Genomic DNA, 24626 nt, shown 5'->3' with positions numbered 1-24626 from the left:
GGTGTTGCAGAGCCATGGCTGATCCCGTCAAACCCACTCGAGAAGAGGCCGAGGCCGCTGTCCGCACGCTGTTGTCGTGGGCCGGGGACGACCCCAGCCGCGAGGGCTTGATCGATACCCCCAAGCGCGTTGCCAAGGCCTACGCGGACTGGTTCAGCGGCTACGCAATCGATCCCGACGAGTACCTGGCGCGCACATTTGAGGAAGTTGCGGGCTACGACGAGCTGATCGTGCTGCGCGACATCCGCTTTGAGAGCCACTGCGAGCACCACATGGCACCGATCATCGGTCGTGCGCACGTGGGCTACCTGCCCGACGGCAAGGTCGTCGGCATCAGCAAGCTGGCACGGGTCGTCGATGCCTACGCGCGGCGCCTGCAGGTGCAGGAGAAGATGACCGCGCAGATCGCCGATTGCATCCAGCGCGTGCTGCAACCGCGCGGGGTCGGCGTGGTGATCGAGGCGACCCACGGCTGCATGACCACCCGTGGCGTGCACAAGCGCGGCGTGGCGATGATCACTTCCAAGATGATGGGCGGCTTCCGCGAGGACGGCCGCACCCGCGCCGAGTTCCTGCAGTTCATCGGCAGCCCGTCCCGGAGTTGATTGCCGCCGCTTCGTGATCAGGCCGATACATTCGCGTCTGTATTCTGGAGCGATGTCCAGCCAACTTGCCCCGCAGCCGGCCGACGCGCCGGACCGCCTGACGCGCTCTTTTCCCGCATCGCAGGCCGGCCAGTCCGTCGCCTCCCGGTATCGTGCCGTGCGCGAACGCAGCGTGGCGCTTGCCGCGCCGGTCTCGGCCGAAGACGCGATGCTGCAGTCGATGGAGGAGACCAGTCCGACCAAGTGGCATCTGGCCCACACGACGTGGTTCTTCGAGCGTTTCGTGCTGGCCGGAAGCGCCGGCTATCAGCCGGTCAACGCGCAGTGGGACTACCTGTTCAACAGCTACTACCAGAGCGTCGGCCCGATGCACGCGCGTCACCGGCGCGGAATGCTGTCGCGACCCTCGCTGGCCGATGTCCGCGATTACCGCCGGCAGGTCGACGAGCGCATGGCACGGGCCTTCGACGCCGGCCATTTCGACGCGTCGCTGTGCCAGCGCATCGAGCTGGGTTTGCATCACGAGCAACAGCACCAGGAGCTGCTGCTGACCGACATCAAGCATGCGCTGTGGTGCAACCCGCTCAAGCCGGCCTATCGCGATGACCTGCCGGTCGCCACAGCGAGCGCCGGTCCGCTGGACTGGCTGGGCCAGGAGGAGGCGATCGTGGAGATCGGCGCAGCCGCCTGGCCGCTGGACAGCGACCGTTTTGCCTTCGACAACGAATCCCCACGGCACCGTGTGTTGATGCCGGCGCATGCGCTTGCCACCCGTCCGGTTACCAATGCCGAGTACCGCGACTTCATCGACGCCGGCGGCTATGGCGATGCGGCGCTCTGGCTGAGCGATGGCTGGGCGCTGGTCACCCAGGCCGCGTGGCAGCGCCCGCTGTACTGGGATGAGTCGTTGGAGTCCGAGTTCACCCTGGCCGGCATGCGCCCGATCGATCCCAACGCGCCGGTCAGCCACCTCAGCTATTACGAAGCCGATGCGTTCGCGCGATGGGCCGGTGCGCGGCTGCCAACCGAGGTGGAGTGGGAAAACGCGGCCGCGGCGGTTGCCGTTGAGGGCAACTTTGTCGATGAGGGCTACCTGCATCCGGGTGCGGCCCAGCGCGACGCGGACAGCGCCAACGAGAGCGGTCTGCGGCAGATGTTCGGCGACGTGTGGGAGTGGACCTCAAGCGCATACACCGCCTACCCCGGCTTCCGCGAGATGCCCGGCTCACTGGGCGAGTACAACGGCAAGTTCATGAGCGGACAACAGATCCTCCGCGGCGGTAGCTGTGCCAGCTCGCGCGACCACCTGCGCGCCAGCTACCGCAACTTCTTCCATGCGCCCGACCGCTGGCAGTTCAGCGGCCTGCGTCTGGCGCGCGACGCATGATGGTCACCGTGGCGTTGAATATCACGCTCAGCGACCTACAGCCCAGCGCCGATGACATCACCGGCGACGTGCTCAAGGGTCTGTCGGAGACCCCGAAGACGCTGCCGTCGAAGTACTTCTACGACGAGCGCGGGTCACGCCTGTTCGAGCGGATCACCCGCGAGCCGGAGTACTACCTGACCCGGGTCGAACTGGACCTGCTGGACGCCTCCATGCCGGCCATTGCCGATGCGGTGACCCCCAAGGCGCACGTGGTGGAATACGGCAGCGGCAGCGGGCGCAAGACCCACCTGCTGCTGGACGGGCTGGCCGATCCGGTGGCCTACACGCCGATCGAGATCTCGCGTACCGCGTTGCTGGCCAGCGTGGAGCGGCTCGCCGACGCGTATCCGGACGTGGAAATGCTGCCGGTCTGCGCGGACTTCACCCAGCCGGTGCCGCTACCCACGCCCGCGCGCGGCAACGGCCACGTGCTGGTCTTCTTTCCCGGATCGACCCTGGGCAACTTCCTGCCGGTTGACGCCGAGCGCCTGTTGCGCTCGATGCGCGCAACGATGGGTGCCGGCGGGCAGGCGCTGATCGGTATCGACCTGGACAAGGATCCGGCGCTGATCGAGGCGGCCTACAACGATGCGGCCGGGGTGACGGCGGACTTCACTCTCAACCTGCTGGTGCGGCTCAACCGCGATATCGGCAGCGACTTCGACGTGGCGTCGTTCGCCCACCGCGCGGTGTACTCGCCGGAGCGCATGCGCATCCAGACCCATCTGGTCAGCCTGCGCGACCAGCAGGTGACGGTGGCCGGTAAGAGCTTCGATTTTGCCGACGGGGAGGCGATGGAAGTCGAGTACAGCCACAAGTACACCGACGCCAGTTTCGCGGCGCTGGCCGCGCGCGCCGGGCTGCGCGTGGTCGATCGCTGGAACGATCCCAACGACTGGTTCGGGCTGCGTCTGCTCGCGGCGATCTGATAGATCTTTTTGGGTCGTTTCGCGCCAGCCCGATCATTCGGGACTGCCGGGTTCGCAGTCCGTCGACACGCACCTCCGGATGCTCTCGCGATGAGATCACAAGCTTCCGTGTCACCCCCTGTCGACGCCATCGAAATCGCCAGTCAGGCGGGACTTCGCTACGTGTGCGACGATCAGCCCGGGTTCGCCCGTCTGCGGTCTGGCAAGGGCTTCCACTTTCGGAATGCGGACGGCGACCGGGTAAGCGATGCGAAGACCCTGTCGCGCATCCAGGCGCTGGCGATTCCGCCTGCGTGGACCGAGGTGTGGATCTGCCAGCGCGCCAACGGTCACCTGCAGGCAACCGGGCGGGACGCGCGCGGCCGCAAGCAATACCGCTACCACGCCGACTGGAGCCGGGTCCGCGGAGACGGCAAGTTTGATCGAATCGTCGAATTCGGGGCGGCGTTGCCCAAGCTGCGCCGGCACCTGCGCAAGGATCTGGCCGAGCCGGGTTTTGGCCGCGACAAGGTGTTGGCGATCGTCGTCGCGCTCCTGTCCGATACGCTGGTGCGGATTGGCAACGACCGCTATGCACGCAGCAACCGCTCCTTCGGCCTGACCACGCTGCGCAACCGCCATATCGCTTTCCTGCGCGGCGGACGCGCGCGCCTGAGCTTCCGCGGCAAGGGCGGGCAGCAGCACGAGATAGAGCTCGATGATGCGCGTCTGGCCAAGCTGGTCAGGCGCTGCCAGCAACTGCCCGGGCAGGCGCTGTTCCAGTACCGCGATGACGACGGGAGCATCCAGCCGGTCGATTCGGGCGCGGTCAATGACTATCTCCACCGCACACTGGGCAACGGCTTCAGTGCCAAGGACTTCCGCACCTGGGGCGGCACGCTGATCGCGTTTCGCGAGTTGGCAGGCACGCCGGTCCCCGAGGCTGGACCCGGCGGAGAGCCCAGCGAGCGCGCACTGGCCCAGGCGCGCAACGCGGTGATCAAGCAGGTCGCGCAGGAACTTAACAACACCCCGGCGGTGTGTCGCAAGGCGTACATCGATCCGGTGGTCTTTGATGGCTGGGAGCACGGTCGGCTGCAGCGTGCCGCGGCGAATGTGCGCGGCGCGCGCCAGTGGGAAAGCGCCGCGCTGAAGTTCCTCAAGCGCGAGCACAGGCGGTCGCGGTAGGCCGAATCTTCACCCGCTGTGGCCGCCCGGCGCGGGAAACTCGAGATCCCGTGCGGAGAAAACACCATGGCAACATGCGATGTCTGCGGCAACGACTACGACAAGAGCTTCACCGTGAAAACCGTTGACGGCGGCGGGACGTTCGACTCGTTCGAATGTGCGATCCACGCACTCGCGCCCAGCTGCGCCCACTGCCAGTGCAAGATCATCGGCCACGGCAGCGAGCACGACGGCAAGATGTACTGCTGCGCGCATTGCGCACGCAAGTCGGGGGTGATCGGTCTGGATGACCGGGTCTGAGGCACGCCACCGGATGCCGAGCCCGGCCCGGCTTCAAGGCCCGCTGTAGCTGCCTTCGGTATCCGGAGGTGGCTCGATGGCATTCTCCAGGGCTTCCATTGCCTCCGCGGGCAAGGGCAACAGCGCCCAGAACGCCACGTTGCGCTCGCGCCATTCCAGCGCGGCCTCGTTGAGGATCGCCAACAGCGTGTCGAATTCCTCCGGCTGCGCGGCGTGCCAGGCGCCGCTGTTCTCGATCAGCAGCAGGTAACCCGGTGCCAGCAGCCACGACAGGTCGCCAAGGCAATCGGCCAGTGCATCCCAGTTGCCGCCAAACCACCCGGGAAATGACAGTCCTTTGGCGATGCGCTCAAGTGCTTCGGCCTTCTCCGCGCAACCCCCCAGATCGATCCGCGCGATCGCGAAATCCAGCGACGCGGCCGCCTCCGCCATGGCGCTGTTGTCGCGAGCGTCGATGAAGAACGCCCGCGCCTGCTCGGGTTCCAGCAGCAGCGCGCGGAAGTCGGTGGGAATCACGGGGTCACCTCGAACTGGCGAAAGCTGCCGTAGTGGTCATCAGTGTAGAAGTACTCCGTCGGCGGATCGCCACCGGTGACGATGCGTCGCGCGCCGCGGTCGGCTTCCCCGGGCGTGGGGACGGTGTACTCGCGGTAATGGCCGCGGGGCCGCTGCGGCAGGAGTCGCTCGCGATTCTGGAACACCCCGTTGTCCTGGCGATACGCGTAAGGACCGCCGCGGGCAATCGCGTCCAAAACCGGGTGGGCTTCCGCGGGCAGGAACGCAGGGTAGCGAGTTTGCCTGCCGGATGCCGGAGTAGTGGGCGCGGCAGTAGGTCCGTTGGAGGTGCCGGGTGCTTCGCTGGACGACGCGGGCGATTGGACCGTCGGCGCAGGCGGCACGACGGGCGCCTGGCGGTACTGGCTCCACGACCACAGGCCGGCCACGATTACGGCGGCCACCAGCCACAGGCGAGTGCGGTCCATCAGGCGCTTCCTTGTTCGATTGACCGGCCGAGTCTAACGCCTGTCCGACCCAGCGCTAACCGGCGTTGGCATCCGTCAGCCGCAGGTGGCCTGATTGATTGCGCCGGCACTGTTGACGTGCAGGTTCAGGCGGTCGCCGCGGTAGTCCAGCGTCACCGCCATGCCGGGCTCGATCACCCGCACGGCGCGACTGTAACTTTCGAACTGGGCGCGCTCGACAATCTCGGGCGTGGGGGCTTGGCCAATCACCCAGCCGATCGTGTCGGTGGTGCAGGAATCCGGCCGTTGCTGGGCCATCGGCGGCGGCACAGTCGTGCAGGCGGCTGCGACAAGCATCAGTGCAGTGGCGGACAGGGCGGTGCGGATCATCGGCGTCTCCAGTCGGCGGGCAACCTCCCGGATCGTGCCCGCCGCACCGTTAGGATGCGGTAAACACCTCGCCGGTGACCTCGGCTTCCGCTTCCACCAGCCGAAGGATCAGCCGCGCCAGCGTCACCACGTCCTGATGGTTGTGTGCGCAAACCCGGCGCAGCAGCGAAGACGGACCACCGCGAAGGTAGGAGAGCCACGCCGCCGGTGCCTCCGAGCCGGGCAGATCGTCCTCGCGTACGATGCCGAGCAGTTCGCGCTCGATCGTCGCCAGGCGGCAGTTTTCCCACACCCCGCGGTAGCGCCGGCGCGTCGGGAACAACAGGTCGACGTGGTCCAGCGCGGTGATCGGGTCCGCCATGCGCGCCAGCCGGTAGCGCGTCTTCAACAGCGGCGCGTCGTAGCAGCGACCGTTGTAGCTGGACAGCACCATCGCGGGCCGGAGCCAGTCGGTGAAGGTCTGCAGCATCAATGGCTCGGCGGCCAGGGTCGTGATCAGCAATTGGCGGATGCGCAGGCCATCGCCGTGGATTGGATCGTGATGCCAGTCGGCCGCGCCGATCTGGAACGCGCGGGTGCCCGTGCCCCCGGCCAATCCGGTGGTTTCGGTATCAAAGAACAGCAGGTCACGCGGGTCGACGGTCTCGCCCGGACGCTTGGCGAAATCCAGTGCCAACGTGCTGGCCGGAGCAGGGAAGGCGACATGGGACTGGATCAGACGCAGGCCGGGCGCGATTTCCTCGCCCGGCAAGGCGCGGTCTATCGGGCCCGCCGGGTAGTGCATATAGGCCGGCTTGCGCTCGCGGACGCCGAGCAGCCGTCGCAGCGATTCGATCGAGGTGCTGCGCGGGTTCGCGGCGGCATGCGGAGACGGGTGTGTGGGGGTGGGGGCGTTCGCCCGTGCCGGGGAGTTCGCGCATGACGGCGGGAGTGACGTTGCGCCGGACGCGGGCGCGGCGGGTCGTTCCTGCGTTTCTCCGCCCGCCGCAGCGGAGCGTCCCGCGGCGTCGGGCGCCCGCACACCGCCCGCGCCGCCGATTCCAGTTTTGCCCACACGCGATCGCGCGAGGAACGGCTGCGCTGGGACGTCGCCACCGGCCTGCCGTCGCAACGCGCGCAACTTGTCCAGGTTGATGCTCACGCCTCGGTCGCCTCCAGTGACTGGTTTGCCTGCAGCAACTCCAGCACCCGCAGGGCCAGCGATTTGGGCGTGGCTTCGTCGCTGCCCTCGTCGGCGGCGAGGATCGGGCCGACGCAGGCCGGGCAGCCGGCCTTGCAGTCGCAGCGCTCAACCAGCTCCGCGGCACGCCGGACCATTTCGGCCTGGCGGTTCCACAGCGGCTCGCTGAGGCCGACGCCCCCGGGAAAGTTGTCATACAGGTAGATGGTCGGCACGAACTGGCGCACCTCGATCATCTCCTCGTTGGCGTGGGTCAGGCGGTGGTTGGTGTCCTCGTCATCCAGGATGCTGCTGTCCTCGATCCCGCGCAGCGTCCCGCGGCCCTTGTTGTCGGCGGTCGCGAACCACGCGCCATCGCCGTTGCCGATCGCCTTCTGCAGGTCGCGCGCATCGGCCATCACCGCTACCGTCGCCACCACGTGCAGCGCGTAGCCGGCGCCGAGGAAACCATCCAGCGCATCCTGCCGCGACGCGAACCACGCCAGCAGGGTCGCCTGCGGCAACTGCCACCACGCCGCGGTCGTGTGCAACTCCTGGTCGGGCAGATTGACCGGGCCGTAGCCGATGTTCTCGTGGGTGTAGTAGCGGATCTTCTTGTAGCCGGAGACCCGGCGCACCACGTGCACCTCGCCGTGGTTGGCCTCACCGCGACCGGCCGCTTCGCCCTCGAAGCGCTCCAGCACCTTCAGCTTGGTGTAGTCGATAGAGTCGGTGTAGTAGTCCACGAACGTGCGCACCACATAGGCCTTGCGGCCCTCCCAGTCCAGCCGCTCGACCTGATAGGGGGTGGACTGGACCATGTGGATCGCGCCCTCGTACAGGGTCAGTGCGGCGGCCGAATAGTCGACCTCGGCGATGATCTGCTGCTTGCCGCCGGTCTTGTCGACGACCACGAAATTGCCGTCCGCGACCGCGCGCAGCGACACCGAGCCGGCCGGGTAACTGTCGGCGATCCACTCCCAGCGCTCGCCTTCCTTGTGCACCACGTCGGTCTCGGCCAGCGCCTCCAGGAACACGTCCGGGTCGATTGGGCCGAAGCCTTCGCCGACCACGAACGGCAGCTCGAAGGCCGCGCAGCGGATGTGGTCGAACAGGATCAGCGGCTGGTCGGGCGCGACGCGTGCGTGCTCGGGCGAGGCATCGGCGAAGAAGTCCGGATGCCGCACCACGTACTGGTCCAGCGGTTGCGAGCTGGCCACCAGCACGCCCAGCGCCGGCTGCTGGCGGCGGCCGGCGCGGCCGAAACGCTGCCAGGTCGCCGCGACCGAGCCGGGGTAGCCGTTCAGCACCACCACGTCGAGCGCGCCGATGTCCACCCCCAGTTCCAGCGCGGAGGTCGAGATGATCCCGTCGATGTTGCCGGCGCGCATGTCGCGCTCCGCCGCGCGGCGCTCGGTCGGCAGGTAGCCGCCGCGATAGGCGCGGATCCGTGGCGGCTTGCGCGGGTCGTGGTCGAAGATGTCCTTCAGGTACTTGGTCAGCACCTCGACCATCAAGCGGCTCTGTGCGAACACCAGCGTTTTCAGACCGCTCTTGATCGCGATGCGGGCGATGCGGTTGGACTGTGAGCGGGCCGACGCGCGCAGGCCCAGATCGGCGTTCACCACCGGTGGATTCCACAGCAACACGTGCTTGTCCCCGGACGGCGCCCCGGACTCGGTGATTGCGGTCACCGGTGCCTCGATCAGCGCCTGGCAGTGCGCCTGCGGATTGCCGATGGTCGCCGAGCAGAGGATGAACTGCGGGCTGACCCCATAGAACGCGCAGATACGCTTGAGCCGGCGCAGCACATTGGTGACGTGGCTGCCGAACACACCGCGGTAGGTGTGCACCTCGTCGATCACCACGTAGCGCAGGTTCTCGAAGAACTGCGCCCACTTGGTGTGATGCGGCAGGATCGCCTGATGCAGCATGTCCGGATTGCTGACCACGATGTCGCCGTGCAGGCGGATCGCCTGGCGTGCGTCACCGGGCGTATCGCCGTCGAAGGTGAAGGCCTTGACGCCCAGATCGCCGGCGCGGTTGAGCTCCAGCAACTCGGCGACCTGGTCCTGCGCGAGCGCTTTGGTCGGGAACAGATACAACGCTTTCGCGTTGCCCGACATCGCCGCGCTGACCACCGGCAGCGTGTAACAGAGCGACTTGCCCGATGCCGTGGGCGTGACGATCGCCACATGCTCACCTCGCTGGGCCGCATCCCAGGCCTCGGCCTGGTGCGAGTAGAGCTGCTCGATGCCGCGTTGCTTCAGCGCCGACCTCAAAGCTGCCGGCACGTCCTCCGGGATCGGCGCATACGAGCCTTGCCGACCCGGGATGGTGAAGCTGCCAGTAATCCGGTCCGCGTAGCGCCGCTCCAGCCGCTGGCCCAGCAGCGCTCCATCGCGGGACGGGCGACCGTCGATGGTCGACAGTGCCTGTTCGCTGGCGGCGGTACGGGGAGCAAGGGCGTAGGACATGGCGGCCATCGTTGACAAAGGGCGCCATGGGAACATGGGGCGGTCTCAGGGGGTGAGACGGTGCGCATGCAGAGCGGAAAGCGGCAGAAGACCCGCGGGAAGCTTGCTCAACGTCCAATGCCGACGGCTACCGCTTCGGTCGCTCCGCAGCGGCAACCGTAGGAGCGTCGCGGACCTGATGGAAGGTCGCCAGAACCTTCTGCTGCAGACACTTGGGTGCTTCGTTCAAAGCATCGTCTATCGTGAATCCGCCACCGAAAGCCGGGTCACTTCCGAGTTTCACCAAGGTTTGGCCCTCCAGCACCTACGACGTGCCCGCCTCCTGCAGGACTACGGTCGCCTCGGCAGGCTCGGTGCCGCCGCGAGCCCATCACCATGACCGAGAGCTCGATCCGGTCGGTGATCACCTGGTCGATTGGATCGATCTCACGCGCAGGCTTTCGCGATGAATCTAGTCCAATGACACAGGCATTAAGCGTCGCGACATTCTTGTGTGTAGTGGTTCGCTGATCCACACCGCAATGCGGCAGCTACAATGAAAAAATCACGTGTACTTGTGCTATTTGAAAACACGAGTAACCGCTCAGTACGCCATCCGTACAACGTCCACGCCAGTCTCGATCGGACCTGCGAATCTCTTGGGCGCAAGAATCACCGCCACCATTCTTGCGGCCAGCATATAATCTCCAGACAAGCCTTCCGACACACTCAGCGGATACGCGAATCTAAGCGTAACCGACTGCGCCGGCTCTATCGAAATAACGTCGGAATGCTGACTGTCTTCTACTACCAAATGCTCACTATCCAAATAATATACGGAGCTGTCCTTGCCGGCGGAGGAAACCCCGACGGTCACCGACGCAACCCCGGGTCCACTGTCCTCACGCCATGCCGACGGGCCAGTCAGCTCTAGTGGTGTTTCACCGGTATTGACCATCGTCAGGGAGATTGTGATGTGACCACCCGCTGCCTGAGCACTTACCTCCGGGCGAAAGCCAATAACTGGATTGCCGTTTTCCAGGATCGCGTTTTTGATCTCTCCAAAAGTCTTCAGCTTGGAGTTAAAATCTTTTCCTAGCGAAAAGTCATAAATGCCAGAGTAAGTTCTTTCAGCCAAGCGGAAGTCATACCTGAGGACATTCTGACGTCGGGCCGGCTTTGGCGACGGCAGTTGTTGGCTGCTAAGTGCCTTGGCTAGCGATTCAAATTTCAGCTTCAGATCAGGGCTCGCTTGAAGCGCATATTCGCCTATGCCGAGATATCCCATGCCCGTATCTGGATTCTGCGCCGACTTGCGTATGATCAGGGACGCGACGTCACCGTCAAGGATCAATGACGTCGGTTGCGGTGGTCTCGACGTGCCAACCGTATCTTGGGTAAACGACATGCGTTCAGAATCGTTTTTCGTCATGGTCGTTCCGGCACAGGCGGAAATGAGAGCAGAAAGCGGTAAAATAATGCAGGCTACACTGAGGTTACCCATTCCATCTCCGTGTTAGATACAAACCAGTCCCTAATGTGATTCATGTGATATTTTGGTGTCTGTGGACTCTGCGCCCACATTCCTTGACCTCTCCAGTTGAGCGCAGAGTCGAGCTTCCAATCATCATCCGGTTTCGGCATCGAAATATCTACTGACTTGTCTGAGTTGACATATCGACCGTGGAGCGCGCCGCAGTGCAGAAACCACTCGTCCGGCCAGCCAAATAGATGTCCAAGCTCATTGGCTCCGACATTGTCAAAAGTGGTAGGGACGTACGGTTCGATTAGTGCGGCAGAGGGGAGGGGATTTCCTTGCACTGAAACCTCGCCCATGCTCCGGGAGTTCGCACGGACAACGCGAGGAAACATCTTCACCTCCTCGTGTTGTTCACCAGAAAGAACGAAGTTCATCACAAAGGCGATGTTAATTCTGCATGGGCAACCGCTTTCCCTAGTGCTTGCCGCGGGCGTGAGCTTTCCAGGTGGCGGTGGTGTCGTTGCCGGGTGCGTGACCCTCGGGGCTGGTACTGGAACCGGTTTCTGCCAGACCGCCGGAGTTGGGCCCGATGCCGCGCTGCCACGGGAACTGGATTCGGACGTGATGGCCACTGGTAGAGGTCGCGGCCGATTCCGGCAGGCCGACGACGGTTGCGGTCTGCAGGCCGGAGGTGCTGGGGAAGGGTCGCTTGCGGATAGTCGTCCAGCACCGGCTCCAGCACGCCCAGCGATCCGGCCGAGCTCCGCTCCTCACAGTTCCGCCGCGCAGGGTCCACTACGGTTTGCCCACCCATCCACCGCTTCGAGGGTTTCATGCAGGGGACGTCAGATATCCGCGCCTACGTCGCGCGCGTGGTGATAGCGCTGGCACTTGCCGGCTTGGCCGTATTGCTCTGGCAGCTCTCGGACTTGGTCATGGTGGTGTTTGGCGCCGTGGTGGTGTCGGTGATGCTGCACGCGCTGGTCGCCCAGACCGTCCGCCGCACTCCGTTGTCGCAAGGGGCGGCCCTGACCGTCGTCCTGCTGGTGCTGGTGATCGCGTTCTCCCTGCTGATGTGGTTGTTCGGCGCACAGCTGGCCGGCGAGATGGAGTCGCTGAAGGCCTCGTTGCCGCTGGCCTGGGAACAGTTCCAATCGTGGCTTGCTGCCAGTCCGCTCGGGCCTACGGTGCAGCAGTTCAGCGAGCAGACCCAGTCCGATGCCGGCAACCTCGCTTCCAGGCTGGGTGCGTTGGCGATGTCGGCCTCGGGCAACCTCACCCAGCTGGTGCTGATGGTGGCCGGCGGCATCTATCTGGCGGCCCAGCCCGACCTGTACCGGGTGGGCCTGTTGAAACTGTTCCCGGCTGACCGCCGCGCGCTGGTGGGCGATGCGTTGGATGCCAGCGGGCATGCCCTCAAGTCCTGGCTGATGGGCCAGGTATTGGCGATGGTGGTGGTCGGCGTCCTCACCGGTCTGGGCCTGTGGCTGTTGGGCGTTCCGGTTGCACTCGGCTTGGGGATCATCACCGCGCTGCTTGATTTCGTCCCGATCGCGGGGCCCGTATTGGCGGCCATCCCGGCGGTCCTGCTGGGTTTCACCGTCAGCCCCCAGGTCGGATTCGGTGCGCTGGCGCTGTTCATTGTCATCCAGCAACTGGAGAGCCACGTGCTGCAGCCGTTGATCCAGCAGCGGGTGGTGGATCTGCCGCCGGCGTTGCTGTTGATCTCGCTGTTTGCGATCGGCGCGCTGTTCGGCCTGCCCGGTGTCCTGCTGGCCGCGCCGCTGACGGTGGTGATCTTCGTGCTGGTCAAGCGCCTGTACGTGCGCGAGGCGCTGGATACGGAGACCAATATTCCCGGTGAGGAATAGCCAACGCCAACCGATCGACCGGGCGCCGCGGAACCAAAAGAGGAAAAACGCCCGCCGGGAGAGAGGCCGGCGGGCGTTCGCCCTTGCTGCAACGCGTTAGTTCTTTATCTGCACGTCATCGATGTAGACGTTGACGTCGTAGGCGGTGTTGGCGTGGTACAGCCAGATCGCGTCCATCTTGACGGTGCTCGCGGTGATCGCGCCGTTGCCGCCTACCCAGGCGTTCCAGTTTGACGCGGTCGGCAGCGCCCAGGACACGTAGGTCCACGTGTTGGCCGGAACCGACTTGCTGGTGGAGCGCTCGGTGCCGTCGCTGTCGTCGATGCCCACGCCCACGCTGGTGCCAGTACCGCCGGACCAGACCCAGAAACCGACGGTGCCGTTGGCGCGCGTCAGGGCGGTGTTGCTGCCCGGATTGCCGCTGCCGGAAAGCAGGCGTACCGCCCAGTTGGCCGAGCTCGATTTGTTGTCCTTGAGCAGGACCCGCAGCGAGCAGGAGCCGTTCTTGCGCGTACCGCAGTCGCGCGTCGCGGTGGAAGCGGTGGAGATGCCGGTGGTGCTGCCGGAGTAGGCCGGGCTGGTGTTGAAGTGGCCGACGCTGCTCTCGAACCGGTCCAGGTAGGTGACCGCGCCACTGCCGCCGCCGCTGCCCGGATTCAGCAGGTCGTAGTACTTGCTCCAGTTCCAGTTGATGCCCGGATCGGTGTGGGTCTGACCGCTGTAGTGCTGGTGACCCTTGATCTTGACGCTGGTCGGCAACACGTTGATGCCGCTGCTGGGGGCGCCCTTGTAGGCGCTACTGCAGGGGATGGTGCTGTACTTGGCGCAGAAACTGCGCACCACGCCGGCTGAGGCGTTGTACATCGCGTTGGTGTACCAGGAACTGTTGTTGACGTAACCCTCGTGCTCGATGCCCAGGGCGAAACTGTTCTGGTTGCGCAGGTGCCATGCGGTGTGCGCGTTGCGCACCATCTGGGTGACCTGGCCGTCGGAGCTGCGGATCACGTAGTGGGCACTGACGTTCGAGCTGGAGTTCTTGAACCAGGAAATGGTGCCCGCGTAGCTGCCCTGTGCGGTATGGATGGCGACCGCGCTGACCGCTGCCGAGCGGGAGGCGTTGTAGTTGGAGGAGTGCGCGGCGTTCCAGATCGCCGGGCCGTAGTCGGTGCTCTGGATGCCGGCGTCGGGACCTGTGGCGGAGGTGCCCTTGATGGTGGGCCGGGTTTCCGCCGACTTGGCCCGCAGGGTCTCGCTGATCGGGTCGATCTCGTAGTCTGCGGTCTCGATCCGGTCATTGGTCACGTCCAGCCGCACCATCGGCGCACGCTGCGTGATCAGCTGGTCCATGTCGAACGCGCGCTCCCATTCGATCGCCCGCTCGGGCACCACGATGCCGCGATCGTTGACGCCGCGGTCCTGGGCCAGCAACACGTCGTAGGCAAAGCTGGTGCGCGCGAACTCGCCGACGGCGCTGGCGCGGGCGGCTTCCACCGGGGATGCCGAGAATCCCGCGTAGCGCATCAGGGCCGGGCGGATCTCCTCCGGCGTCGGTGTGTTGCCACCGGGCTTGAGCCGCGAGCGTGAGTCCGCCGCGGGGTGGTCCTTGCGGATTTCTGCATCCAGCAGCGCGGCGGCGGCCAGGACGTTGGTGCGTGCATCGGTACGGACCAGGACGGGCGAGACGCCGAGCAGCTGGGCGCCAGCGGTCACCTGGTCGGCGAAGCCCTGGCCGGCGTACAGCCCCATGACGCCATGGGCGGCGGGCATGTGGTGGTGCGCTTCGGTCTGCGACTCGTTCGCGTCGGGCTGGATGTTGAGCCAGCGGCTCTGCACGTAGGCGATCGCCTCCAGCGTGCCCACCGGCACCGACGGGTAGCGCGCGTAGGCTTCCTTGAAGTAACGCTGGAAAGCCAGACGCTGCGGGCGCAGGGCGGCTTCCTCGGCGTTCAAGCGTTCGACCAGCGCGGCCTGCTCCGGCAACGCGGCGGACTCGCCGGCGAAGGCAGTCGAGGCAAGAAGGCCGCTGATCGCGACCGACAGCAAAATCCGTGAATATCCCCTCATGATTCCCTGAACTCCGTGTGGTGTGCGTCCCCTGCCACGGCGTTATCGCGCGAGTCACTAAGCTTGCGTTCAGTGATTTGGTGATTCGGGAAGTGTGTCGCGTTCAGGGCGGGATATTCCGTTGAAACGGTAGGGAAAACCCTCGACTGGACGCGAGGCTTTTGCCGCATTGCACCCATACTCTGCGCAGAAGATCCGTATGCCACCTGCTTTCATGCGGGTCCGCTCGCGTGCTGATCCACGTCGCGCAGGGCGTCGGCAGACAATTCGCGCACCCGGCGATCGCGCAATTGCGAGGCACTGGCGAGGCCGATTCCGCGCGGGTCCTGGGCGGTGTAAAGCGTCACGTGGGGCGGCGGCACGGGCAGCTGACGGCCAAGCAGGCGGCCCAGTGCGCGGTGGAACCGCTGCATCGCGGCCAGCTCGATCAGCTCGATGATGGACTGGCGGGGCGCGGTGTCTGTGTCCCCTCCGTGCGCGGCAGAAGCAGGGTGTGCGAGCTGGACATACCGCCCGGTTCGCTGGATGCGCCAGTCCTGATCCACCGCAGATGCAATCCGCTCAGCGAGAAAGTCCGGCCCCAGCGTGGAGCGAAGCTGCTGTCCCAGCCGTGAGCCGATCAGGGTCACGTGCAATTCCGGTTTGGGTGCAAAGGCGACGCCGTCGACGCATACCGCTTTTGCCGGCGGCGCCCAGAACCCCGGATCGATGGGCAGCAGCAGGGTGTGCGGAGGGCAAGCCAGGTCCATAGGCCGATCATGCACCAGCCCGCGCGCGGCTCGCCGGAGTGGTCTGCCTTGCGCGCACGCGCTTCCTGCGGCCGGTGCGACGGCGCAGGGCGTTTGGGTGCGGTCAAGCCTCCCCGCGCTGCTGCGGTCCACAATGCACGCTCGATGTCCGACGGATGCACCGCGTGGCTCCTGCAATGCCGCAAGCACCAGATCGCAGCGACGGCCACAGCCGCTATGCCGTGATCGTGTTCGCGCTGGCGCTGGGCGGCTTCGCCATCGGTACCAGCGAGTTCGCGATGATGGGGCTGATGCCCAACCTGGTGCAGGCGTTTGGCGTCACCGAACCCCAGGTCGGCCACATGATCAGCGCCTACGCGCTCGGCGTGGTGGTGGGTGCGCCGCTGCTGGCGATCCTCGGAGCGCGCCTGCCGCGGCGAACCCTGTTGCTGGCGTTGATGTCGTTCTACGCGCTGGGCAACCTGGCGACCGCGCTCGCCCCCAACTACCTCACGATGCTGGCGTTCCGATTCATCGCCGGTCTGCCGCATGGCGCTTATTTCGGCGTCGCCATGCTGGTGGCGGCCGACATCGCTGGCCCCGCACGGCGCGGCGTCGCGGTGAGTCAGGTGATGCTGGGCCTGTCGATCGCGATCCTGGTCGGCAATCCGTTGGCCACCTGGATGGGCCAGGCGGTCAGCTGGCGCTATACCTTCGCCGTGGTGGCCGTGGTCGCGGTGGTCACCGTGGCGATGATCGCGCGCCACCTGCGCACCGTGCCCGCCGATCCCGATCAGTCGCCACTGCGCGAGCTGCGCGCCTTCAACACCTCGCAGGTCTGGCTGACCCTGCTGATCGGGGCAATTGGTTTTGCGGGGATGTTCTGCGTCTTCAGCTACCTCACCGCCACATTGACCCACGTTACCGGCGTCGCCGACGGCTGGATACCCGTCGCGCTGGCGGTATTTGGTGTCGGTTCGGTGATCGGCAACCTGGCCGGAGGCTGGCTGGTCGATCGCATGCAGTTCCGCGCCACGGCGGTGATCCTGATCTGGTCTGCGCTGGTGCTGCTGGTGTTCCCGCTTGCCGCCCACTCGCTGTGGACCATCCTGCCCGCGGTTTTGGCCATCGGAACCATGGGCGCGCTTGGCCCGGCCCTGCAGACGCGGTTGATGGACGTTGCCGGGGAGGCCCAGACCCTGGCCGCTGCGTCCAACCATGCCGCCTTCAACGCGGCCAATGCGTTGGGGCCGTGGGTGGGAGGACTGGCGATCACCGCCGGACTTGGTTGGACCTCGACCGGTTACGTCGGTGCAGCGACCGCCGTGGCGGGCCTGTTGATCTATCTCTGGGCGCGCCGGGACGACGGCCGGACCGGTGGCGTCCTGCTGGCGGATCGGGCGACGCGCTGACGCGTGCCGCCGGGCGGGATCGTCCATCATGGCGCGGTCCCTCACCGGTGTCAGTCCGCAGCCATGTCCGATAAGTCAGTGCACGAGAAGCCATTTTCAGCTGCCTGCGAGCGCAATCGCGGCCCCATCCTCGGGGTGCTGCGCAGCGCTTTCGCCAACCGGCAGCGCGTGCTGGAGATCGGCAGTGGTACCGGCCAGCACGCTGTCCACTTCGCCGCCGCGATGCCCGGCCTGGTCTGGCAATGCACTGACCGCCGCGAGTACCTGCCGGGCATCCGCCAATGGCTGGACGAGGCCGCGCTGGCCAATACGCCGGACCCCCGGGAGCTCGACGTCGACGATGTGCACTGGCAGCTGGGCGGTGAGGCGGGCCAATTCGATGCGGCGTTCAGTGCCAACACCCTGCACATCATGGGGTGGCCGCAGGTGCAGGCCTTCTTCCGCGGACTGGACCGGGCGCTGGCGCCGGCAGCCACGTTGGTCGTGTATGGGCCCTTCAACTATGCCGGCGATTACACCAGCGACAGCAACCGCGAGTTTGATGGATGGCTGAAGGCGCGTGACCCGGCATCGGGTATCCGCGATTTCGAGGCGGTCGATGCACTGGCCAACGCGATCGGGTTGCGCCTCGTTGATGACGCGGCGACGCCCGCCAACAACCGCTGCATCACCTGGGAGCGCGGATAATGGCCCTGATTCCCTACCATCTGCAGGCAGCATCGTTGAACTCCCTTAGCCCTCGACGCGCGACATCCGGCTTCCATCCCGACCCGCGCACAACGCCGGCACTCTGGAATCCGATCGTGCTGCGTGTCGCGGCGCTTGTGCTGGGTGTTGCGATTGCTGGTGGTGCGATGGCGCAGGAGGCGACCACGCCGGCCGAGGAAGTCGCTGCACCGTTGCCTACCTCGACGGTGCGCCTGGCGGCCGGCGAGTACCTGTGGATGCCGGAAATGGCGCCCTCCGGCCCGGTCGTCCTGGTCATCAGTCTTCCCGAGCAGTTGCTCCACGTGTATCGCAACGGCGTGCGCATCGGCGTCTCCACGGTGAGCACTGGCAAGGCCGGTCACGAGACCCCGACGGGCGTGTTCTCGATCCTGCAAAAGCGCAAGGAGCACTATTCCAACCTCTACAACAACGCGCCCATGCCCTACATGCAGCGGCTGACGTGGGACGGTATCGCCCTGCACGCCGGCAGTCTGCCCGGCTACCCCGCGTCGCATGGTTGCGTGCGCATGCCTTTCGAGTTTTCCCAGAAGCTGTATGAGGTCACCGCCAACGGCATGACCGTGGTGGTGGCCAACGAGTCCTCGCATTCGCCGGCGGTGTCCAACCCGGGCTGGTTCGCGCCGGTGGATCCCGTCAGCGGCGCGGATGCCCGCGGTCATCGCGTCGAGTTCGGTGAGATCGGGCCGGGCGAGTACAGCTGGAACCCCGACCGCTCGCCCCAGGGTGCGCTGACCCTCGTGCTCAGCCTCGCCGACCAGCAGGTGGTGGTGATGCGCAACGGCGTGGAAATCGGTCGTGCGAGCGTCGTGACCCGGGATGCGCGGGTCCCCGGGACCCACGTGTACGTGCTGCTGGAGGGCGAGAAGCCCGAGCCCAGTACGGTGGTTCCGGACCGCTCGGCGCTGCGCTGGCTGGAAGTGGCCAGCATCGGCGACGGCAAATCGCCCGATGCACCGACCGTGGAGGCCGCATTGGGCAATGGCGGGGTGGACCTTCCGCCGGCGTTTGCCAGTGCTGTGTATGAGGTGCTGCAACCCGGATCCACCGTGGTGGTCACTAGCGAGTCCATACGCGGCACCACCCCGGCCGACCTCACCGTGCTGCGCGCCGACGAGGACCCGGCTGCGCCACCGCCCACCGGAAAGTAAGCCGTTCCTGACCGGGATCATCACCCGCTATTCAGGCGCGATCGGCTGCCGGCCCGTATCCTGCCATCCATGCCACGCCTACCTGCCTCCTTCCTGCTGGCCTGCGCCGCAGCGATCGCCGTGTGCTCGGCCGGCTCGCTGCCTGTGGTCGCCAGCCCTGCGGTTGCCGCCCACGCGCCGCCTTCCCACCGGCACCCGTCGGCTGAGCCGCGGCTTGCCGAGCTGATGGCCGAACCGGACGTCGCGGATGAGCGGCCGATCGTATCGGGCCTGCTGGATGCCCTGCGCGCGGCTGCTCCGGAGATCGATCCGGGTGTATTGGCGCTGGCTTTGGAGGCGCGCTCATGCGCGTTGAACAGCGGGACCGCCGTCGGCACCCGCCTGGCGGTGATCGACTACTCGTTGCCCTCCACCCGCAAGCGCATGTGGGTGTTCGACGTCGATCAGCCTGGCCTGCTCTATGCCGAGCACGTGGCCCACGGCCAGGGCAGTGGCGAAAACATGTCCAACCGCTTCAGCAACGTGGACGGCAGCCACCAGACCAGCCTGGGCCTGTTCCGCACCGCGGAAACCTACGTCGGCGGCAACGGCTACTCCCTGCGCATGGACGGCTTGGAGCCGGGCGTGAACGACAATGCGCGTGACCGCCTGATCGTCATCCATGGCGCGCCCTACGTGAATCCCGAGCAGGCGCAGCGGCAGGGCCGGTTGGGACGCAGTTACGGGTGTCCCGCGCTGCGGCCGCAGGTCGCCCGCGAAGTCATCGACACCATCAAGAACGACCAGCTGGTGTTCGCCTATTACCCCGATGATCCGTGGTTGAAGGGTTCGCGCTTCTTCGGTTGCGGCGGCCGCACAGCCGGCCAGATACTGGCGGACGCCCGCAACGGTGCCGCGTCCCACGATGCCGTCGCCAGTGCGGGTAATAGTGGCGGAGCCGCCGCGACGACGCTCTGAGCTGGGGTTCACCGCCCTTCGACCGGGCGACGGCCACGATGGACGCATTGACGTTCATGGAGTGGCGCGATGAAAACCGACGGCCCGGTATTTGGTGAGAAGTCGCTGAGCAAACTGGCGGCGGTATTTGACTCCCGCGAGCGGGCGGAGGATGTGGCCGCGCGACTGCGCGAGCAGTTCAACCTCAACGCCGCGCAACTGCAGGTGATCTCGCCTGAGGATCCGCATCCGGGCCGAAAGATCGAGCCCGATAGCCGTGGCGTCCGCCAGACTGCCATCAAGGCGCACATCACTTTTGCAATCCTGGGCATCGTCGCCGGACTGGTGATATTCGCCATTCTCCGCGGCATGCACATCACTGCGGTTACGTCCTCGCCGCTGGCGGTTGCCGGAGTGCTGGTGTTTTTCGGTGCGGTGTTCGGGTTGTTTGCAGGGGGCCTGATCACGCTGCGGCCGGATCAGGACCATGTGGTGATGAAGGTGCGCGAAGCGCTGGACAATGGCCGCTTCGTGATTGTCGCCAACCCGGTTGACCACGACCAGCGTGGGCAGCTGTCGGAAGCACTGCGCAGCGAGTCCAGCGACGTGGCCGGCAGCTTGTGAGACAGTCCCGACGCCTGCGGGAGTCGAGCTGATGGTCTTTCGTATTTCGGTGTTGCTGCTGGCCGTCCTGGCGATGGCGGGCGTGTTCGCGCCGGGGCCATTCGGTGAGATCAGCGCCCGCGCCCAGGCGCTCACCCTGTCTGGCGCAGGCTGGATGTACCTGGTGATCGTGTTCGTGGCACTGGTGTTCCTGCTGTATCTGGCCGTAAGCCCCATGGGCGCGTTGCGCATCGGCGGGGACGATGCGGAGCCCGAATTCAGCCGGAGCTCGTGGTTCGCCATGCTGTTTTCGGCCGGAATGGGCATCGGTCTGGTGTTCTTCGGTGCCGCCGAACCCCTGTCGCATTTCCAGCGCCCACCGGAAGGCATTGAGCCGCAAAGCCTGGAGGCGGCGCGCGCGTCGCTGCGCTATGTCTTCTTCCATTGGGGCCTGCATCCCTGGGCGATCTACGCCCTGATGGGCTTGGCGATGGCCTGGTTCCAGTTCAACCGCAACTCACGCGGCCTGATCAGCGACCTGCTGTCGCCCTTGATCGGTGAGCGGCACTCGCACGGTGCACCGGGCAAGGCGGTGGACGTGTTGGCTGTCGTGGCCACTGCGATAGGGGTGGCGACCACGCTGGGGTTTGGCGCAATGCAGATCAGTGCCGGCCTCAGCCACGTGACCACGGTTCCGGCCGGTTTTGCCACCCAGGCGGTGATCATCGCCGTGGCGTTCGTGCTGTACATGGCATCCAGCGCGACCGGTCTGTCCCGGGGCATCAAGTGGCTGTCCAACTTCAACATGGCGGTGGCGGCGCTGCTGCTGGCGCTGGTGATAGTGCTCGGCCCGACCGCCTTCATTTTTGAATCGCTGACCACCACCCTGGGCGCCTACCTCAACCAGCTGCCGGCGATGAGCCTGCACATGACGCCGTTCTCGCAGCGCGCGTGGGTGGGTGACTGGACGATCTTCTACTGGGCGTGGTGGATCGCGTGGGCGCCCTTCGTTGGGGCGTTTTTCGCCAAGATCTCCTACGGGCGAACGGTGCGCGAGTTCGTGTTCGGGGTGGTCTGCGGGCCGGCAATGGTGAGCTTCCTGTGGTTCGCCGCGTTCGGCGCGACCGTGCTCTACCAGCAGATGTTCCAGGGCGCGGACCAGCTGGCCGCGCTCAGCCTGGGCATCGAACACGTGCTGTTTGCGATGGCCGACCTGCTGCCACTGTCGACCGTCATCTCATGGGTGGCGATCGTGTTGTTGCTGAGTTTCTTCGTCACCTCCGCCGACTCGGCCACGCTGGTGCTGGCCAGCATGTCCAGCGAGTGCGGCGGCGATCCGCCGCTGGCAAAGAAGATGGTCTGGGGCGTGCTCCAGTCGGTTATCGCCGTGGCCCTGCTGGCTGCCGGGGGGCTGGAGGCCCTGCAGGCGGTGATCATCGTGGCCGCGCTGCCCTTTGCAGTGCTGCTGGTGGCGATCATGGTCTCCTTGAACCGCACCCTGGGCGAGGAGAAGCGGCTGCGCGAGCGTCACGATCGGGAGGTGCGCAACGCGGAAGTCCGCTGGCTGCAAAGGGAGCGCGAACGCGCGGAGAAGGTCCGGCCGGGAGCGGGTGGGTTGTAACGTCGGCAATACGGCGGGGACGTGACAGGTGGCGCGGGTCAGTAGTCCGCGTCGACGTTCGCTTCCAGCGGCACCTGGTGCGCCTTCAGCCAGGCCACCACCTCTCGGCGCTCCGCCAAGGCACGCTCGTTGAGCGCATTACGCGGCGGGTAGGAGAAGTAATACGCCTGGAAGCTGGCGCCGCCCGAATTGGTGGCCATCGGGTCCGCCCCTGCTTCCAGCAACATCAGTATTGCCTCGCCTGCGTTGGTTCGCGCGGCAACGTGCAACGGCCTGTCGCCGTTGTTGTCGCCCAGTTGCGGGTCGGCGCCGGCATCCAGCAGGATGCGGACGTTGTCCAGCTGCAGGCCGCGCAGGGCACGTGAGAGCGGGGTCGATGCGGTCGCCGGATTGCGTGCATCCGGGTCGCCGCCATGGGCCAGCACCGCTTTCAGGAACGCCGGATTGGCGACGAATGCCGCCGCATGCACCGGTGTTTCACCGCCGCCGCCCGGCTGGTTGGGATCCGCTCCGCCATCCAGCAGTGCCTGGGTCGCGGTCAGGTTCTCAGCGCCAATGGCCGCTACCAGCAAGGTTGCACCCTCTGCGCCGGGGGTGTTGGGGTCGACGCTGGCAAGTTGGCGCTTTATCTCGACGCTGTCACCGCTGGCAACCGCTTGGGCCAGCGGCTCGAGGCTGGAATTGGCGAAGGCTTCATTGCTCATGGACTGTGGATCACACCCGGTAGCGGAGAAGAGGAACGCGGCGAAAAGGGCGCCGCTGAGGCGGCCCGGGACAAGCGAGTCTATCCGCGATCCTGCACGCATTTACCAGTTCCAGGGCATGACCCGCGAGTTGGAGACGGCCTCGCCGATCGCGCGGCCGGTGTTGGTCACACCATCCTTGATCGCGGTGGCGCCTTCAACCACTTTGTTACCGGCCCACTTCGCGCCCTCGACCGTTTTGCCAGCGACCCAGATACCGCCCTCGACGACTTTTTCGCCGGTCCACTTGGCGCCCTCGACGGCCTTCCCAGCCACCCAGGTGCTTCCCTGGATCGCTTTCTCGCCCGTCCACTGGATGCCTTCGATCGCCTTGCCACCCGCCCAGACAATGCCGTCGACGGTGTTCTGCACCATCGCGCCCTGGACGCCGGCGATCTGCTCAATCCCGTCGCCGAGCTTGTCGGCGGTGAACTGGGCAGCCTTGCCGCCGATCGAAATCGCACCGGCCAACAGATCGCCCGCCGGCCCGGCGACCCGCTCTTCAACGCGCGCCGCAACGCCTTCCGCGGTGTGGTGGATCGTATCGCCAACCGAGTTGAGCACGCCGTCCACCACATGCCCGCCGATCTTCACCGAACCCTGCAGGTAATTGCCATCCGCCATGTCGGTCTTGAATACACCGACGACCTCATCGGCCACCTCATGGGTGTTGCGCGCGAAATCATCACGCAGGCCTTCCGGCACCATGTCGTGGAGGGATTTGCCGAAGTCCGACGGGTTCTGGTAACCGGCTTGCCAGGGCTCACGCGCAATCATGGTGTCGGTGAGCAGGTTGGGGCTGTGGCTGAGCGCGTTGTAGGCCAGTTGCCCGGCACTGCTGATGACCGGGATGCCGCTGTTGCGCATCGCTTCCACCAACGCGTTGGCGCCAGCCTGGCCGAGCAGCGGCAGGTCGAACTCGTGTTTTGCGGCGCGTCCGGTCAACGTGTGCTGGTCGATGCCCTTGGGCTCGACCACGATCTTGGTGCCCAGCGCGTCGGGCGCTGCCAGCGAAAGCGGGCCGGACTCCTGCACCCGTGTTAGCAGATCGGTTTTCATCGAGTAGGCGCGGATCTGGCCGCCTTCAGCGATGTCGCGCGCCTGCTGGGGACTGGCCAGTCCCAACCGGTCCAAGGTGTTGGGGTGGATGCCCGAGGCGTCGAAGGTGACCGCCGGAATGCCAGTGGCCAGCGATGCGACGGAGGCCAGACCACCGCCCTGGGAGTGACCGGTGATGGCCAGGTTGGTTGCGGCGCCGGGTTCTCCATCGCCGAAGACCCGGGCGAACTCGATGGCGCTGTCGGCTGCCAGGCCGGTGAACTTGTCGACCGAACCGGTCTCGAAACCCAGGCCCTGCTGGAAGTTGTCGCCCCAGTCCGCCGCGCCTTCCGCCGTGCCGCGATAGGCCAGGACAAAGTTTCCCTCCCCGTCGGTGTAGACCTCGGCCTTGAACTGGTTGGCGGTGGTCTGCTCGACGCCGCCAAGGAATTCCTGGCGCCAGGTGGCCGGGTTCTCGATCCCGCGTGATTCCAGCATCGAGTCGCTGACCGCGCTCCAGCCCTCGGGCGGTGCGCCTCGCGTTCCGTAGACCGAGGTGGCCAGCTGCGACATCGTCACATCGAACGGCTGCGCCTTGGTACCGCTGACGGCATCCTTCAGCGTGCTGCCGGCAGGCAGGGCATAGGGGCTGGGGGGAGACGGCGGGGCCTGTGGCGCCAGTCGCGCCGGGGACAGCGAAGCCAGCTGCGGGTGGTAGCTCGGTTCGCGCAGACCGCTCGTGCCCAGTGGCAACGGCGAAAACGGCACGGGTCGCTGCAGGTTCTGCAACGGTGCCAACATCTGCAAGCGGTTGGTGAGTCCGCTGAGTCCACCCTGACCGATCAACATGTCCCGC

Annotated in this window: 22 protein-coding genes; 12 read left to right on the top strand and 10 right to left on the bottom strand. The window is 66.1% G+C overall.

What is annotated here, in order from left to right; translation table 11 throughout:
- The first annotated feature begins 14 nt into the window (after positions 1-14).
- The 5 genes from folE (at position 15) to KZ491_RS11920 (ending at position 4430) form a co-directional block, all read left to right on the top strand.
- Positions 15-605: a GTP cyclohydrolase I FolE gene (folE, locus tag KZ491_RS11940; protein ID WP_222566078.1), complete on the top strand. Its 591-nt coding sequence runs from the start codon at positions 15-17 to the stop codon at positions 603-605.
- Positions 606-657: 52 nt separating this feature from the next.
- Positions 658-1992: an ergothioneine biosynthesis protein EgtB gene (egtB, locus tag KZ491_RS11935; protein WP_222566077.1), complete on the top strand. Its 1335-nt coding sequence runs from the start codon at positions 658-660 to the stop codon at positions 1990-1992.
- A complete protein-coding gene (gene egtD / locus KZ491_RS11930; protein ID WP_222566076.1) occupies positions 1989-2963 on the top strand; it encodes an L-histidine N(alpha)-methyltransferase in 975 nt (324 codons plus the stop codon). The genes egtB and egtD overlap by 4 nt, the downstream gene beginning before the upstream one ends.
- A 90-nt stretch (positions 2964-3053) precedes the next feature.
- Positions 3054-4130 carry a DNA topoisomerase IB gene (locus KZ491_RS11925; protein ID WP_222566075.1) on the top strand — a complete coding sequence of 359 codons (1077 nt, stop codon included), beginning with the start codon at positions 3054-3056 and terminating at the stop codon, positions 4128-4130.
- Between the two features lie 66 nt (positions 4131-4196).
- Complete coding sequence (locus tag KZ491_RS11920) at positions 4197-4430, top strand: hypothetical protein (RefSeq protein ID WP_222566074.1); 234 nt, start codon at positions 4197-4199, stop codon at positions 4428-4430.
- Positions 4431-4463: 33 nt separating this feature from the next.
- Here KZ491_RS11920 and KZ491_RS11915 read toward each other — a convergent pair whose 3' ends face one another.
- The 6 genes from KZ491_RS11915 to KZ491_RS11890 form a co-directional block, all read right to left on the bottom strand.
- On the bottom strand, positions 4464-4946 hold the full coding sequence (locus KZ491_RS11915) for a barstar family protein (protein ID WP_222566073.1): 483 nt from the start codon (positions 4944-4946) through the stop codon (positions 4464-4466).
- Positions 4943-5413 (bottom strand): guanyl-specific ribonuclease, encoded by a 471-nt coding sequence (locus KZ491_RS11910; protein WP_222566072.1) that lies wholly within the window; start codon positions 5411-5413, stop codon positions 4943-4945. The genes KZ491_RS11915 and KZ491_RS11910 overlap by 4 nt, the downstream gene beginning before the upstream one ends.
- A gap of 75 nt (positions 5414-5488) precedes the next feature.
- A complete protein-coding gene (locus KZ491_RS11905; protein WP_222566071.1) occupies positions 5489-5782 on the bottom strand; it encodes an I78 family peptidase inhibitor in 294 nt (97 codons plus the stop codon).
- A 49-nt stretch (positions 5783-5831) separates the two neighbouring features.
- Positions 5832-6923, bottom strand: a complete 1092-nt coding sequence (locus tag KZ491_RS11900; protein WP_222566070.1) for a ribonuclease H-like domain-containing protein — start codon at positions 6921-6923, stop codon at positions 5832-5834.
- The gene (locus tag KZ491_RS11895) at positions 6920-9418 is read right to left on the bottom strand and encodes a DEAD/DEAH box helicase (RefSeq protein WP_222566069.1); all 2499 of its coding nucleotides are present in this window, start codon (positions 9416-9418) and stop codon (positions 6920-6922) included. The genes KZ491_RS11900 and KZ491_RS11895 overlap by 4 nt, the downstream gene beginning before the upstream one ends.
- A 583-nt stretch (positions 9419-10001) precedes the next feature.
- Entirely contained in the window at positions 10002-10901 is a 900-nt protein-coding gene (locus KZ491_RS11890; protein ID WP_222566068.1) for a hypothetical protein, read from the bottom strand.
- A gap of 809 nt (positions 10902-11710) precedes the next feature.
- Here KZ491_RS11890 and KZ491_RS11885 point away from each other — a divergent pair.
- Entirely contained in the window at positions 11711-12748 is a 1038-nt protein-coding gene (locus tag KZ491_RS11885; RefSeq protein WP_222566067.1) for an AI-2E family transporter, read from the top strand.
- Positions 12749-12844: 96 nt separating this feature from the next.
- On the opposite strand, the gene KZ491_RS11880 is transcribed toward KZ491_RS11885, so the two are convergent.
- Positions 12845-14812, bottom strand: a complete 1968-nt coding sequence (locus tag KZ491_RS11880; RefSeq protein WP_222566066.1) for an N-acetylmuramoyl-L-alanine amidase — start codon at positions 14810-14812, stop codon at positions 12845-12847.
- 212 nt (positions 14813-15024) lie between these two features.
- Positions 15025-15561: a hypothetical protein gene (locus KZ491_RS11875; RefSeq protein ID WP_222566065.1), complete on the bottom strand. Its 537-nt coding sequence runs from the start codon at positions 15559-15561 to the stop codon at positions 15025-15027.
- Between the two features lie 176 nt (positions 15562-15737).
- Here KZ491_RS11875 and KZ491_RS11870 point away from each other — a divergent pair, with 176 nt between their 5' ends.
- From KZ491_RS11870 to KZ491_RS11845, 6 genes are all read left to right on the top strand, one after another.
- Positions 15738-16952, top strand: coding sequence for an MFS transporter (locus KZ491_RS11870; RefSeq protein WP_222566064.1), 1215 nt, complete (start codon positions 15738-15740; stop codon positions 16950-16952).
- 63 nt (positions 16953-17015) lie between these two features.
- Complete coding sequence (locus KZ491_RS11865) at positions 17016-17639, top strand: DUF938 domain-containing protein (protein ID WP_222566063.1); 624 nt, start codon at positions 17016-17018, stop codon at positions 17637-17639.
- Positions 17639-18829, top strand: a complete 1191-nt coding sequence (locus KZ491_RS11860; RefSeq protein WP_222566062.1) for a L,D-transpeptidase — start codon at positions 17639-17641, stop codon at positions 18827-18829. The genes KZ491_RS11865 and KZ491_RS11860 overlap by 1 nt, the downstream gene beginning before the upstream one ends.
- A 225-nt stretch (positions 18830-19054) precedes the next feature.
- Positions 19055-19786: a murein L,D-transpeptidase catalytic domain family protein gene (locus tag KZ491_RS11855; RefSeq protein WP_222566225.1), complete on the top strand. Its 732-nt coding sequence runs from the start codon at positions 19055-19057 to the stop codon at positions 19784-19786.
- A 69-nt stretch (positions 19787-19855) separates the two neighbouring features.
- Entirely contained in the window at positions 19856-20389 is a 534-nt protein-coding gene (locus KZ491_RS11850; protein WP_222566061.1) for a hypothetical protein, read from the top strand.
- Between the two features lie 31 nt (positions 20390-20420).
- Positions 20421-21989 carry a BCCT family transporter gene (locus KZ491_RS11845; RefSeq protein ID WP_222566060.1) on the top strand — a complete coding sequence of 523 codons (1569 nt, stop codon included), beginning with the start codon at positions 20421-20423 and terminating at the stop codon, positions 21987-21989.
- Positions 21990-22027: 38 nt separating this feature from the next.
- On the opposite strand, the gene KZ491_RS11840 is transcribed toward KZ491_RS11845, so the two are convergent.
- The gene (locus tag KZ491_RS11840; RefSeq protein WP_222566059.1) at positions 22028-22693 is read right to left on the bottom strand and encodes an ankyrin repeat domain-containing protein; all 666 of its coding nucleotides are present in this window, start codon (positions 22691-22693) and stop codon (positions 22028-22030) included.
- 102 nt (positions 22694-22795) lie between these two features.
- Positions 22796-24619 (bottom strand): Tle-like phospholipase domain-containing protein, encoded by a 1824-nt coding sequence (locus KZ491_RS11835; RefSeq protein ID WP_222566058.1) that lies wholly within the window; start codon positions 24617-24619, stop codon positions 22796-22798.
- Positions 24620-24626: the final 7 nt, after the last annotated feature.

The organism is Novilysobacter antarcticus (genome assembly GCF_019802285.1).
GTDB lineage: Bacteria > Pseudomonadota > Gammaproteobacteria > Xanthomonadales > Xanthomonadaceae > Novilysobacter > Novilysobacter antarcticus.
The sequence above is the reverse complement of the archived record's forward strand: the minus strand, read 5'-3'. Positions and strand labels throughout refer to the sequence as shown.

Bases quoted from the DNA above. Each gene is read 5' to 3' on its own strand.
- folE (WP_222566078.1), top strand. From the start codon at position 15: ATGGCTGATCCCGTCAAACCCACTCGAGAAGAGGCCGAGGCCGCTGTC.
- egtB (WP_222566077.1), top strand. From the start codon at position 658: ATGTCCAGCCAACTTGCCCCGCAGCCGGCCGACGCGCCGGACCGCCTG.
- egtD (WP_222566076.1), top strand. From the start codon at position 1,989: ATGATGGTCACCGTGGCGTTGAATATCACGCTCAGCGACCTACAGCCC.
- KZ491_RS11925 (WP_222566075.1), top strand. From the start codon at position 3,054: ATGAGATCACAAGCTTCCGTGTCACCCCCTGTCGACGCCATCGAAATC.
- KZ491_RS11920 (WP_222566074.1), top strand. From the start codon at position 4,197: ATGGCAACATGCGATGTCTGCGGCAACGACTACGACAAGAGCTTCACC.
- KZ491_RS11910 (WP_222566072.1), bottom strand. From the start codon at position 5,413: ATGGACCGCACTCGCCTGTGGCTGGTGGCCGCCGTAATCGTGGCCGGC.
- KZ491_RS11905 (WP_222566071.1), bottom strand. From the start codon at position 5,782: ATGATCCGCACCGCCCTGTCCGCCACTGCACTGATGCTTGTCGCAGCC.
- KZ491_RS11895 (WP_222566069.1), bottom strand. From the start codon at position 9,418: ATGTCCTACGCCCTTGCTCCCCGTACCGCCGCCAGCGAACAGGCACTG.
- KZ491_RS11890 (WP_222566068.1), bottom strand. From the start codon at position 10,901: ATGGGTAACCTCAGTGTAGCCTGCATTATTTTACCGCTTTCTGCTCTC.
- KZ491_RS11885 (WP_222566067.1), top strand. From the start codon at position 11,711: ATGCAGGGGACGTCAGATATCCGCGCCTACGTCGCGCGCGTGGTGATA.
- KZ491_RS11880 (WP_222566066.1), bottom strand. From the start codon at position 14,812: ATGAGGGGATATTCACGGATTTTGCTGTCGGTCGCGATCAGCGGCCTT.
- KZ491_RS11875 (WP_222566065.1), bottom strand. From the start codon at position 15,561: ATGGACCTGGCTTGCCCTCCGCACACCCTGCTGCTGCCCATCGATCCG.
- KZ491_RS11870 (WP_222566064.1), top strand. From the start codon at position 15,738: ATGCCGCAAGCACCAGATCGCAGCGACGGCCACAGCCGCTATGCCGTG.
- KZ491_RS11865 (WP_222566063.1), top strand. From the start codon at position 17,016: ATGTCCGATAAGTCAGTGCACGAGAAGCCATTTTCAGCTGCCTGCGAG.
- KZ491_RS11860 (WP_222566062.1), top strand. From the start codon at position 17,639: ATGGCCCTGATTCCCTACCATCTGCAGGCAGCATCGTTGAACTCCCTT.
- KZ491_RS11855 (WP_222566225.1), top strand. From the start codon at position 19,055: ATGGCCGAACCGGACGTCGCGGATGAGCGGCCGATCGTATCGGGCCTG.
- KZ491_RS11850 (WP_222566061.1), top strand. From the start codon at position 19,856: ATGAAAACCGACGGCCCGGTATTTGGTGAGAAGTCGCTGAGCAAACTG.
- KZ491_RS11845 (WP_222566060.1), top strand. From the start codon at position 20,421: ATGGTCTTTCGTATTTCGGTGTTGCTGCTGGCCGTCCTGGCGATGGCG.
- KZ491_RS11840 (WP_222566059.1), bottom strand. From the start codon at position 22,693: ATGAGCAATGAAGCCTTCGCCAATTCCAGCCTCGAGCCGCTGGCCCAA.
- KZ491_RS11835 (WP_222566058.1), bottom strand. From the start codon at position 24,619: ATGTTGATCGGTCAGGGTGGACTCAGCGGACTCACCAACCGCTTGCAG.